Here is an 11799-nt window from a genome sequence, read left to right as displayed (position 1 = left end):
ACATAATTTTCTAAATATAAAAATTTTAGAGTAAATTTGACAAAAAAATAGCTTGAAAAGAGAAATAAAGACCACAAACGACGGTAGTAAAACATTGTTTATCAATGATTTAAACGAAAACTACCATTCTCATCATGGGGCACTACAGGAAGCCGAACACGTGTTTATCAAAAACGGACTTAATTTAATAAATGATTGCGAAATTAATATTTTAGAACTCGGTTTTGGAACAGGTTTGAATGTTTTAGTAACAATTAATGAATATTTAAAAACTGACAAAAATCATGTCATCAATTATTTTTCGCTAGAAAAATACCCCATAAATGAATCCGAAGTTAAGGATTTGGCTTACTTTGAACTTTTTGATAACCCAGAGTTTAAAAATATTTATCAGAAAATTCATCTGGCAGATTGGGAAAAGTCAGTAGAAATCATTAGTGGATTCAATTTAAAAAAGATAGAATGTGATTTTTTCGACCTGAAAGACATTGATCTGCCCAAAATCAACCTTGTTTACTTCGACTGTTTTGGAGCCAGAGTACAGCCAGATCTTTGGGAAAAACCATTATTCGAACTGGTATCTGACAAAATGGCCATTAACGGATTATTAACCACCTACTCTTCTAAAGGAAGTGTAAGAAGAATCCTGCAGGAATTGAATTTCCAGGTAGAGAAAAAACAAGGCCCTCCAGGAAAAAGAGAGATGATTAATGCCATTAAGTTGTAGAAGGAAGCTTGAGGATGGAAGCTGGATGTTTACGGTCGGCTCCTTAAATTAATTCTGATTTTTTATTTTAAAATAATAATCAATAATAAGATACATTAGTTCAACATTATTAAGAATAAATAGTGTTAAAACTTCCAGCTTCGCACTTCCAGCTTTCGGATTTTTCCAACAAAATTCCTTACATTAGCTATACAAATATTATACATTATATATATGATAGATAAGATCAACATTAGAGTGTATGCCTGTGCGGTAAAAGATAAACAAGTTCTGACTTTATTTGAAGAATATGCCGGCGAGCCTTTAATGAAATTTCCGGGTGGTGGATTGGAATACGGTGAAGGAGTACTGGAATGTCTGCATCGTGAGTTTGATGAAGAACTGAATGTAAAAATCAATGTGCTGGAACATTTCTATACTCAGGAAAACTTTCTGGTATCCCGTTTCAAAGAAAACGAGCAGCTTCTTACCATATATTATATAGTAGACATCGTCAACGAGGAAGACTTTATTATTTTGGATCCCTGCATCGAAAAAACAGAATGGATTGATATAGACAGACCAGACAATCCTTTTCCTCTGCCAATAGATAAAATTGTATTCGATAAATTAAAAGAAAAATTCCTGTAAGCATATTCTTACAGGAATTTTTATATTATTTCTTTACTTTAAAATCATTTGCTCCGGGATAAGGCTGCAGATAACCTGAATTCCAATTAGACTGTAGTAATGACTCTATAAATTCGTCACTTCTGTTAGCGTGAGGATCATAGCGCTCTTTCAGATCAATATCAGCCATTTTTCCTTTTACATTCCACCAGAAAGCACTCCATCCGCCTCTTAATTCTTTGATAATCTCAAATACGTTTTTTCCGGTTGCTCTGTTCATCAGCTTTGCAAAAACCTGCCCTTCGGTAGTAGTAAGATCTCTTAGTTGCTTTTCATATTGGTCTGCAAGCATATTCTGTCTTTCTCTTACAAACTTTCTTTTGGCTTTGCTGTCCATATCATTCATGTCTTTCTGGATATCTCTGTACTGCTGTAGTGCAGTAACAAATAAAGGATATACTCTGTACAGCTTTTTATTCAGAAAATAATAGTAATTCTTATCCAGCTGATTATTAAATCTCGGTTTATTCACTAAAACCAACTCATCCAATACAACTACAGGCTCTCCATTGATTTCATACACCTTAATCTTCTGCTGTTCGTCATAATAATACTTATTACCAAATTCATCCACTTTCAGGGATTCGGGCGGATACTGATTGAGTGGTTTTGCCACTATTCCATCTTTCTGACCAAAAACACTGACTCCAAAAAAGAAAATAAAAAGGCAGATAATCTTACTAAAATTCATTATTTTTACACTTATAAGAAGAAAAATTAAACGCAAAAATCATTCCTTTTTATGAAATTTGAAAAGAAATCTTTGAAATTTTTAGAGAAATATTTAAACACATCATCCCCAACAGGTTACGAACACAAAGGACAAGAAGTCTGGATGGACTACATCAGACCTTATGTGGACAAAATAGAAGTAGACCATTATGGAACCTGTTATGGGATCATTAATCCGGAAGCTGAATTTAAAGTAGTGATTGAAGCACATGCTGATGAAATTTCATGGTACGTCAATTATATTACGGATGACGGATTGATCTACGTCATCAGAAACGGTGGTTCAGATCAAACCATTGCCCCTTCAAAAGTAGTTCATATTCACGGTGAAAACGGAATTCTAAAAGGAGTATTCGGGTGGCCGGCTATTCATACAAGAACCAATCAAAATGAGCCTACTCCAAAAATCGAAAACATATTTATCGACTGTGGTGCTACTTCCAAAAAAGAGGTAGAAGAAATGGGAATCTTTGTAGGATGTATGATTACTTATCCAGATGAATTCTTTGAAATGAATGACAGATATTTCGTCTGCAGAGCTCTTGACAACAGAATCGGTGGTTTCATGATTGCCGAAGTGGCCAGACTTTTAAAAGAAAATAAGAAATCAATCCCATTCGGGCTTTATATTACCAACTCTGTACAGGAAGAAGTAGGTTTATACGGAGCAGACATGATTGCTGACACCATCAAACCCAATATCGCGATTGTAACAGATGTTACCCATGACACTACAACTCCGATGATTGAAAAGAAAAAAGAAGGAGATCAGAAATGTGGCGCAGGACCAGTAGTATTTTTTGCTCCAAGTGTTCATCATACCATCAGAGAATTAATTATTGATACCGCAAAAACCAAGAAAATTCCTTTTCAGAGAGCCGCAGCAAGCAGAGCTACAGGAACCGACACAGATGCCTTTGCCCATTCTAATGGCGGAGTACCAAGTGCTTTAATTTCCTTACCTTTGCGTTATATGCATACTACGGTAGAAATGGTATCTAAAGAAGATGTAGGTAATGTGATCAAACTTATCTATGAAACCGTTCTTAAGATCAAGCCGGAAATGAAACTGAAGTATCATTAATTAAAATGAAAAACCTCTTTTATCATCTGATCCGAAAACCAACATTAATATCAATTTTAACTGCTGTCTTTTTTAGTTATATCATTTTTTTAGCGGTATATAAAATATTTTATCCTCCCAAAATAGGGTCGGCATATAATATGATCCTTGAGATGCTGTTAATTGTCAGTGTTGTACCTTTAGGATTATTTATAATTGACAGGTTATTAGTTATTAAAATTAATAATATGAAATTAACAATCATAGAGACTATTATATTTGGAGGTATTTCCTTATATTATTTTTTGGTTGTTAATCCATTTTAAAGAAAGAAATCTAAGTAAAAGTATAAAAAGTAAAAATGAAAACGAAGCTTATTGCTCCATCCCTTTTATCAGCAGACTTTGGGAATCTGCAGAGAGACATTGAAATGCTGAACAATTCTCAGGCCGACTGGTTCCACATTGATGTAATGGACGGCAGATTTGTTCCCAATATTTCTTTTGGTTTTCCGGTGATGAAAACTGTTCAGCAGCATGCTAAGAAATTTGTAGATGTTCACCTGATGATCGTGGAACCTGAAAAATATGTTGATGAATTTATCAATCATGGTGCTGATCTTGTTTCTGTACATTATGAGGCATGTACCCATCTTCACAGAACTATTCATCACATTCAGAGCAAAGGAGCAAAAGCAGGTGTTGTTTTAAATCCTTCTACTCCGGTATTAATGCTTGAAGACATTATTGCAGATGTTGATCTTGTATTATTAATGAGTGTGAATCCAGGATTTGGAGGTCAAAAATTCATTGAAAATACTTACAAAAAGATTGCTGAAACCAAGGATCTGATCTTAAGTAACAACTCTACAGCACTTATCGAGGTAGACGGAGGAGTAAACCTTGACAACGCTTCTAAATTATTTGAAGCCGGAGCTGATGTTCTTGTTGCAGGAAATGCTGTTTTCTCAGCTGAAAGTCCTGAAAGAACAATTGAACTTTTAAAGATCTAAAAAATTATCTTTATAAAACAAAAGGCAGCCAGTGGCTGCCTTTTCTCTTGTTTGGAAATTTAAGTCGTCTTGGTTATAATCTTTTTTTCAACTTATTTGAAAATGTTTAAAACTATCTTGCTAACAACACAAAGATCTGAATAAAACCCTACGTACACATCCGTAGAAACACCTAATTTAACAGTAAGTATTTTTACTTAATTCCATTATATTTTTCAAACTTCTTTATTCCAGACACAGGCACAGACTACAAGAATGATCGAAATAACTGAAAAGACTGTTCTGATATTATTCAGAAAATTCCATCTGTTTTCAAAATTTTCCCGCATCTTTCTGATGACTTCTGTTGTAGATCCGGATATATCAAACTTATCCAAAGTATCATTCATAGGAACATTTCCGGCAATTGTTACTCCAAAAACACCAATCGCATAAGCCAGTGTAGCCAACAGAAGAAAAATAAAAACAGGTTGCTGTCCACGGAGTAAGAAGGTAGATACAGGAAGAAAAATCACTGTTCCCATAAAGCTCATAAAGAAAACAGGATTTAGGATTTCCCGGTTAATGTTCTGCATTGCTTTCAGGTATTCTGTATCAGAAAGTTTTCCGAGCCCAAGAACAACTGAGCATGAATAAGCATAGAAAAGTCCTCCTATCAGAGCAGTGAGGACAGCGGTAATGATCAATACTAGTGTTGTCATTTTCATATAATTTGATTTTGGTTATCAGAAGAATAGAATTAATAGGGATTCCATTTTTTAATGATATTCTTTGCTGTAAGAATCATTTCAGAATCCCATTTCTCTGTTTTAAAATAATGAAAATCCAGATCTTTAATGGTTTCAACATTTGAATTATCATACAGAAATCGGGTAAGCCTTGATTGTTCTTCATATAACACCAAGTCTTCTAAAGGTTTTTCCGAGTGTTCCACTTCCATCTTATTCCAGCTACTTTTTTCCTTCCCATTAAAATCTGAAGTTTCAATAATGGCTTTAACTTGATTAAAATCATTCAGGAAATCATCTCTTTCTTGTTCTGTTTTCATAGTATGCCCCAGCCTTTCAATGATCACATATTCCAGGTTTCCACATTGTGTAAGTACAGATGGCAGAACAGAAAGAATATCCTGGGGAATAATATCATCATGAGTATCTCTTCTCACCTGCTTTTTTCCATATACACTATCCTGCCAGCTTCCTCCGGAAAGATGGATTTCTTTTACCTTATCCAAAGGATATAAATCAATGATCTCCTGCATTCCTAATTCGAAATTACATGATTGGCAGTAAATATTATGAAGATCAAGAATCAGGAAGCCATTGGTATCTTCCGTCAGCTTGTCAAGAAAAACGCCTTGTTCTTTAACATCATCTATAGAAAATGAGAATGCTAGATTTTCTACCCCTACAGGAATGTTTACAGCATCCTGTAGTCTGCATAACCTGTCTTTTCCTATTTGTAAAGTTTTGGAATGTAAAGATACCGGCAAAGGTACTCCCTGATGAAAATTCTCAGTATTCATGAAACCAAAATGCTCCGTAATATGATTGTATTTCCGCAGACTGACTTCTTCTGTTAATTTTTTCAGCCATTCTTCCTGTCTTTCTGTCCATCTCGCATCAAACAAAGAATAATACACTCCATGTCCTATCAGACGGTCATTTTCTGCGTAGAAATTCAACAGATCCCGAAGCCAATCCGGTTCATTGGTATGATAAAGGGTATCAAAAGACCATTCCATCACTTTGATAGAATTATTCTGCAACAATGGCAAAATAGCAGAAACAAAATCTGCCTCTGCCATCATGGATACACCTAACATTGGCTTTCTCATCTTCTACCCCATTCCGCAAGCCGGACAGCCGTGTCCACGAAGCACAAGTGTATCTTTTTTAACAACCGGTTTAGGTATTCCCGGTTTTTTCTTTTCAACGGTATCCGTAGAAGTGGCTTTCTTTACTTTTTTAACAGGTTTTTTCGTTTTAGTTTCCGGTTTAGTCGTTTGTGCAGACACGCCCACCGCTAATAAACTTGCCATTAATATTGCTGGAATTTTCATAATTTCTTTTTCAGATAAATTTTACAATAAACGTTCCATTTATAAAAATACAATAATAAGAAACGTTTTGATAACAATTATTAATAAATATCAGCAACCCTTATATATGATACCATTATCTTTATCTATATTTAGTGTTAAAATAAATCTATATATGAAAATAAGTCTGATTAAAGCTGTTTTCCTTGGGTTGATATTATCTGCAAATCATATCAGCGCACAGGTTCAGATAGCTGACAACAGCAAAAAAATGGAATGGTTCAGCAATGCAAAACTGGGTATTTTTATTCATTGGGGAATCTACTCTGTTAACGGAATCTCAGAATCCTGGTCATTCTTCAATAATTATATTAACCACGAAAATTATATGAAACAGCTGAATGGTTTTTCAGCTTCAAAATATCAACCTGAACAATGGGTAAATCTCATTAAGGAATCCGGAGCAAAATATGCTGTCATTACCACCAAACATCATGACGGAATTTCGCTATGGAATTCAAGAGCAGAAAAAGCGACAAGCATTCCTCAAAACTCTTTGGCAAAAAAGGATGTGTTAACTCCTTTTGTATCAGCGCTGAAAAAATCAGGATTAAAAACAGGACTTTATTTCTCTTTGCCGGATTGGAGCCATCCCTATTATGATATCAATACCCGGACAAAAAAACGCTACGAACTCAAAAATGATCCAAAGCGCTGGCAGAATTTTATCCGCTACTACCAAGATCAGCTCAATGAGCTTTGTATCCAATATTCTCCTGATCTTCTTTGGTTCGATGGAGACTGGGAACATACTTCTGAAGAATGGAAATCGGCTCAGACCCTGGATTTACTCAAAAAATACAATTCTAATATTATCATTAATTCAAGGCTTAATCATCACGGAGACTATGATACTCCCGAGCAGGGCATTCCTGTTGTTCCACCACAAAATCCATACTGGGAGCTTTGTTACACCATGAATGATTCCTGGGGATATCAGCCTTTTGATAAAAATTACAAAACTCCCAATATGATTGTCAGAACTCTGGCTGATGTGATCAGCATGGGAGGAAATCTTCTTCTTGATATGGGTCCGAAATCAGATGGAACGATTCCTGAGGAACAAATTGAGATTCTTAAAAATCTTGGGCGCTGGACTTCCAAAAATCAGCATGCTATCTATGAAACAACCCGCGGAATTCCTTTTGATAATTATAAAGGGAAGTCTTCTTTATCAACTTCTAAAAAATCTTTATTCCTATATCTGGAAGAAACCAGAAAATTCACAAAAATTTACGGACTGGCAACCCCGCCTGCATCAGTAAAAATCATTGGAGATCCATCCGCTGTTGTTACAATGAATTATAATGCAGAAAAAACACTGACACTGAATTTCTCCAATGTAAAATTTGACAATGATGTCACTGTGGCAGAAATTACTTTTGACACATCTCCTGCATTTTTGAAAGATTTTAAGAAGGAAAAACATACTCTTCCCGAAATACTGGAAAACAAAAACACCCAGAAAGCAGTCTATGAGATTGCCAATGCCCTGAACTATGATCAGAATTTAGTTACAAATGATGGTCTTACAAATGATGGTCTTGACATAAAAATTAAAAAAACGTCTAAAACAAATCCGGAAACCATAGAATGGATAAGTAAGCATACTGAAGCTTTGTTTGAGACAGGAAAAGGTCTTCCGGCTGGTCACTACCCAGGAATGAGCGCTTTATCAAAAGACAAACAGACTCTTTATCTTTTTGTAGAAGGAATACCTACTGGGCCTATTGCTCTGAAAGGAATAAAAAATGAAATTGCCAGAATAAGAGTTGTTGGAGAAGGCACTATGCTGCCTCATACCATCTACAATAAGCTGTACTGGAGTGACAGACCGGGAATTATTTATATTGACGTTCCAAAGGAAAAACTGGACAAGCAAATGACCATCATTGCTGTATTATTGAATAAACCTCTAGAACTCTACAGAGAAAATGTGGGAGCAATTGAAAACAATCTTTAGTATATCTGAAAGATGCATTCATATAAAAACAAAATCCGGAGAAAATTCTCCGGATTTTTTATTTTGTAAGATGATTTTCTTAGAAAATCTCTCTTCCTGAAAAATGGAATTGAGCTTCGATTAATGCATTCTCGTCAGAATCTGAACCGTGAACAGCATTTTCTCCGATGCTTCTTGCAAACATTTTTCTGATAGTACCTTCTGCAGCTTCTGCAGGGTTAGTAGCACCAATTAATGTTCTGAAGTCTTCAACCGCATTGTCTTTTTCTAAAACTGCAGCAACGATAGGACCAGAGCTCATGAATTCTACTAATTCTCCATAAAATGGTCTTTCAGCGTGTACTTCATAGAATTTTTTTGCATCAGCAACTGTAAGCTGAGTTAATTTTAAAGCTTTGATTTTAAAACCTCCTTCAGCAATCTTACCCAATATAGCACCGATATGTCCGTCAGCAACAGCATCAGGCTTAATCATAGTGAATGTAATGTTAGACATAAATGTATATTTTTTTAATGGCGCAAAATTACAAAAAATATCTTTGATTTTTATTTTAATTTTTTTTTAACATAAAAATAACTTTTATTAAGAAATTGTAAACTAAACTTTGGCACAGTAATTGTTTATTCTATTGCGATTCTCATGTTTAATTTGAGTTTTCATGGTTATTAGTTTTTACCCAGCTTCGGCTGGGTTTTTTATTTTCAAAAAAAACTCTATATTTTTATCAATTTAATAATTTTTTAACTCAAATAGCCCCATATACAACATTATTGAAACTTTTATTGAAATTAATACAATATCCAAAAATCGAGTAATATCATTTTTCAGATCGGAAAAAATGTGACAAAAGTGGAGTTATGTGCCGAAAAAAGAGTGCCAGAAAGTAGAGTTATCTAAAAAGAGATTTTTTTTCATTAAAAACTAAAAAAAATAAGCTAAAAAAATACACATTTCAAAACAGAATTAAATACAATCTTTAGAGAAATGATTTTTTAGAATATTATTCTAATATAGTGATACATAAAATAGTACAGATTGTCCGAATTAATCTGTAATTGTTAAAAAGAGAATGTCTTTTGCTGTTTATTTTTGAGAAGCCTCTTCTGCTTCATCCATCAATTTAATATATGTAGCATAGCGGGAATGTTGAATCTCGCCTGTTTCAAGAGCATCGATAACGGCACATTTCGGTTCATTGATGTGAAGACAGTTGTGAAATTTGCACTCTTCTCTCTTTTTAAAAATTTCAGGAAAGTAATGCTGTACTTCTTCTTTTTCAATATCAATCATTGCAAATTCACGAACTCCCGGAGTATCGATAACGTTTCCGCCAAAATGCCAGAAGTGCATCTGAGCAAAGGTTGTGGTATGCTTTCCTTTCAGGTGAGTATCTGAAATTTCAGATGTTTTTAAATTTAATCCTGGCTGTAAAGCATTCACTAAAGTAGATTTCCCACAACCTGAGTGGCCGAAAAATACTGAAGTTTTATCTTTAAGAATCTCCTGAAGCTGATCAAGATTCAATTTAGAATAGGAAGAAATTTCCAAAGTATCATATCCAATTTCCTGATATAGGAATTCAACATCCTTTACAATTTCAATTTCTTCGTCGTGTAAAACATCGATCTTATTAAAAAGAATGAGTGGGGTAATATTATAGGCTTCACAACATGCCAGAAACCTGTCCAGAAATCCTAAAGATGTTTCAGGATGTTTCAGAGTGAAGATAAAGCATGCCAAATCAATATTGGATGCAATAATATGGGCTTCTTTTGAAAGGTTTACGGATTTTCTGATTAGATAATTGGAGCGCGGTTCAATTTTTGTGATCCATGCGATATCATCCTGCTCCAGTTGAAACTCAACAAAATCTCCTACAGCAAGTGGATTGGTAAGTCTAGTTTTTATTAATTTGAATTTCCCCCTGATTCTGGCCTCGAAAATTTTATTTGTTTCCAATTCCAAAACCTGGTACCAACTGCCTGTAGATTTAATGATTTTTCCTTTCATAGATAATGCTGGTGCAAATATACGCAATTAGGGCTTAGCATTCAGGAAATAGGTTTAAAAACACATGTTTCAATTGCCCTAAATGCTGATGTCTAAGCCCTAATTTATTTTTTAGCTGAAAATTTAGTAAAAGTATTAGTCTCTTTTACTTTTTATCCACAGCTTATCTCTCAATCATAATGTTATTCTGAACTTCAATAGACTCTTCGTGAATAGCTTTGAATACTTTTTCAATAAACTCCTGAGACATTCCAGTTTCTTTTGCTTTCTGAGTAGCGTATTCTGTAATTACTTTCCAACGTTCAGGCTGGAAGATTGCAATGTCATTTTCCTTTTTAAGTTTACCGATTTTCTCAGAAATTTTCATTCTTTGAGAAAGAAGTTCAATTAACTGGAAGTCAAGATCAGAGATCAAAGTTCTGTGTCTGCCCATCTCTCCCTCAAAACCTGCAAGATTGGAGCTTCTTACCTTCAGATTACCAATAAGATCTGCAAGAACTTCAGGGGTAATTTGCTGAGAAGCATCACTCCACGCCTCGTCAGGATTGCAGTGCGATTCAATGATCGCTCCCTGGTATCCTACGTTAAGTGCTTCCTGTGTAATATCAGCAAGACCAGTTCTGTTTCCGCAGATGTGAGAAGGATCGATTAACATTGGAATATTTGGGAACTGGCTTTTGAAATCAAGGGCAATCTGCCAGTTTGGATTGTTTCTGTATTTTGTTTTCTGGTATGTTGAAAATCCTCTGTGGATTACTCCCAGGTTTTTAATATCCTGTCCTAAAAGTCTTTCCAAAGCTCCGATCCATAGTGCAAGATCCGGATTCACAGGGTTTTTCACGAAGACAGGCTTATCGGTTCCTCTTAAAGCCATCGCAATTTCCTGCACTGTAAACGGGTTCACTGTAGAACGTGCTCCGATCCAAAGAACATCTACATCTGCTTCCAGAGCTGCAAACACATGGTGTGCATTGGCTACCTCAGTCGCCGTTTTAAAACCGTACTCTTCTTTTACTTTTTTTAGCCAGTTCAAACCGATCACTCCTACTCCTTCAAAACCGTTTGGTTTGGTACGAGGTTTCCAGATTCCTGCACGGAAAACCGATACATTAGCATTGGATTCTTTAATTCTCCTGGCTGTTTCAAGCATTTGAGTTTCACTTTCTGCACTACATGGCCCTGCAATCATTAGAGGTTGTGTAAGCCCATCGATCCACTCATTTTTTAAATCATTTAAATTCATTATTCTAAATTTTATTGTTTTTTTATATAATTTTTTCGTTAACAGCAATAGCCCTTTGGATTATAAAATTTAATTTATAATTCTTTTCAAAAAATGCCGTTCAAAATTGTTTAAAGGAATCAGGAAAATAATAGGGCTCTACTTCTCCTGTATTTTTTGGAAAGAAATTCAGTTAACAGTACCAATAAAATCGGTAATACGTTCTGAAATTTCTATAATAAGAAGCAGAAAAACTAAAATAACCGCTAAAAAAGTAATTAGCGGGTGCAAAAAAAGAC

12 protein-coding genes are annotated in these 11799 nt (G+C 34.8%); 5 read left to right on the top strand and 7 right to left on the bottom strand.

Annotated features, from left to right (window positions below; genetic code table 11):
• The first annotated feature begins 52 nt into the window (after positions 1–52).
• Positions 53–727 carry a tRNA (5-methylaminomethyl-2-thiouridine)(34)-methyltransferase MnmD gene (mnmD, locus tag BUE84_RS09265; RefSeq protein WP_047431425.1) on the top strand — a complete coding sequence of 225 codons (675 nt, stop codon included), beginning with the start codon at positions 53–55 and terminating at the stop codon, positions 725–727.
• A 213-nt stretch (positions 728–940) separates the two neighbouring features.
• Positions 941–1357 carry an NUDIX domain-containing protein gene (locus BUE84_RS09260; protein ID WP_079241390.1) on the top strand — a complete coding sequence of 139 codons (417 nt, stop codon included), beginning with the start codon at positions 941–943 and terminating at the stop codon, positions 1355–1357.
• Positions 1358–1382: 25 nt separating this feature from the next.
• Here the strand turns inward: BUE84_RS09260 and BUE84_RS09255 are convergent, their stop codons facing one another.
• Positions 1383–2087 (bottom strand): DUF4294 domain-containing protein, encoded by a 705-nt coding sequence (locus tag BUE84_RS09255; RefSeq protein ID WP_034698532.1) that lies wholly within the window; start codon positions 2085–2087, stop codon positions 1383–1385.
• 51 nt (positions 2088–2138) lie between these two features.
• Here BUE84_RS09255 and BUE84_RS09250 point away from each other — a divergent pair, with 51 nt between their 5' ends.
• Positions 2139–3212: a M42 family peptidase gene (locus BUE84_RS09250; RefSeq protein WP_079241389.1), complete on the top strand. Its 1074-nt coding sequence runs from the start codon at positions 2139–2141 to the stop codon at positions 3210–3212.
• 340 nt (positions 3213–3552) lie between these two features.
• Positions 3553–4203 carry a ribulose-phosphate 3-epimerase gene (gene rpe, locus BUE84_RS09245; RefSeq protein WP_034698534.1) on the top strand — a complete coding sequence of 217 codons (651 nt, stop codon included), beginning with the start codon at positions 3553–3555 and terminating at the stop codon, positions 4201–4203.
• A 215-nt stretch (positions 4204–4418) separates the two neighbouring features.
• On the opposite strand, the gene BUE84_RS09240 is transcribed toward rpe, so the two are convergent.
• Genes BUE84_RS09240 through BUE84_RS09230 form a run of 3 tightly spaced genes read right to left on the bottom strand, consistent with a single transcriptional unit; the run spans position 4419 to position 6265 of the window.
• Positions 4419–4904 carry a DUF1772 domain-containing protein gene (locus tag BUE84_RS09240; protein WP_238594395.1) on the bottom strand — a complete coding sequence of 162 codons (486 nt, stop codon included), beginning with the start codon at positions 4902–4904 and terminating at the stop codon, positions 4419–4421.
• Between the two features lie 38 nt (positions 4905–4942).
• Positions 4943–6040 carry a DUF692 family multinuclear iron-containing protein gene (locus BUE84_RS09235; protein ID WP_079241387.1) on the bottom strand — a complete coding sequence of 366 codons (1098 nt, stop codon included), beginning with the start codon at positions 6038–6040 and terminating at the stop codon, positions 4943–4945.
• A 3-nt stretch (positions 6041–6043) separates the two neighbouring features.
• Positions 6044–6265: a hypothetical protein gene (locus BUE84_RS09230; protein WP_079241386.1), complete on the bottom strand. Its 222-nt coding sequence runs from the start codon at positions 6263–6265 to the stop codon at positions 6044–6046.
• 154 nt (positions 6266–6419) lie between these two features.
• Here BUE84_RS09230 and BUE84_RS09225 point away from each other — a divergent pair, with 154 nt between their 5' ends.
• On the top strand, positions 6420–8267 hold the full coding sequence (locus BUE84_RS09225) for an alpha-L-fucosidase (RefSeq protein ID WP_079241385.1): 1848 nt from the start codon (positions 6420–6422) through the stop codon (positions 8265–8267).
• A 79-nt stretch (positions 8268–8346) separates the two neighbouring features.
• Here BUE84_RS09225 and BUE84_RS09220 read toward each other — a convergent pair whose 3' ends face one another.
• The 3 genes from BUE84_RS09220 to BUE84_RS09210 form a co-directional block, all read right to left on the bottom strand.
• Positions 8347–8763 carry a nucleoside-diphosphate kinase gene (locus BUE84_RS09220; RefSeq protein ID WP_034687444.1) on the bottom strand — a complete coding sequence of 139 codons (417 nt, stop codon included), beginning with the start codon at positions 8761–8763 and terminating at the stop codon, positions 8347–8349.
• 588 nt (positions 8764–9351) lie between these two features.
• Positions 9352–10278, bottom strand: coding sequence for a ribosome small subunit-dependent GTPase A (rsgA, locus tag BUE84_RS09215; RefSeq protein ID WP_079241384.1), 927 nt, complete (start codon positions 10276–10278; stop codon positions 9352–9354).
• Between the two features lie 163 nt (positions 10279–10441).
• A complete protein-coding gene (locus tag BUE84_RS09210) occupies positions 10442–11521 on the bottom strand; it encodes a chorismate mutase (RefSeq protein WP_079241383.1) in 1080 nt (359 codons plus the stop codon).
• Between the last annotated feature and the right edge of the window lie 278 nt (positions 11522–11799).

It is taken from the genome of Chryseobacterium indologenes (assembly GCF_002025665.1).
Lineage (GTDB): Bacteria > Bacteroidota > Bacteroidia > Flavobacteriales > Weeksellaceae > Chryseobacterium > Chryseobacterium metallicongregator.
This window is presented reverse-complemented; position numbering and strand designations above follow the sequence as displayed.

Excerpts from the sequence above, each read along its gene's own strand:
- BUE84_RS09260 (WP_079241390.1), top strand. The coding sequence starts at position 941 with ATGATAGATAAGATCAACATTAGAGTGTATGCCTGTGCGGTAAAAGAT.
- BUE84_RS09255 (WP_034698532.1), bottom strand. The coding sequence starts at position 2,087 with ATGAATTTTAGTAAGATTATCTGCCTTTTTATTTTCTTTTTTGGAGTC.
- BUE84_RS09250 (WP_079241389.1), top strand. The coding sequence starts at position 2,139 with ATGAAATTTGAAAAGAAATCTTTGAAATTTTTAGAGAAATATTTAAAC.
- rpe (WP_034698534.1), top strand. The coding sequence starts at position 3,553 with ATGAAAACGAAGCTTATTGCTCCATCCCTTTTATCAGCAGACTTTGGG.
- BUE84_RS09240 (WP_238594395.1), bottom strand. The coding sequence starts at position 4,904 with ATGACAACACTAGTATTGATCATTACCGCTGTCCTCACTGCTCTGATA.
- BUE84_RS09235 (WP_079241387.1), bottom strand. The coding sequence starts at position 6,040 with ATGAGAAAGCCAATGTTAGGTGTATCCATGATGGCAGAGGCAGATTTT.
- BUE84_RS09230 (WP_079241386.1), bottom strand. The coding sequence starts at position 6,265 with ATGAAAATTCCAGCAATATTAATGGCAAGTTTATTAGCGGTGGGCGTG.
- BUE84_RS09225 (WP_079241385.1), top strand. The coding sequence starts at position 6,420 with ATGAAAATAAGTCTGATTAAAGCTGTTTTCCTTGGGTTGATATTATCT.
- BUE84_RS09220 (WP_034687444.1), bottom strand. The coding sequence starts at position 8,763 with ATGTCTAACATTACATTCACTATGATTAAGCCTGATGCTGTTGCTGAC.
- rsgA (WP_079241384.1), bottom strand. The coding sequence starts at position 10,278 with ATGAAAGGAAAAATCATTAAATCTACAGGCAGTTGGTACCAGGTTTTG.
- BUE84_RS09210 (WP_079241383.1), bottom strand. The coding sequence starts at position 11,521 with ATGAATTTAAATGATTTAAAAAATGAGTGGATCGATGGGCTTACACAA.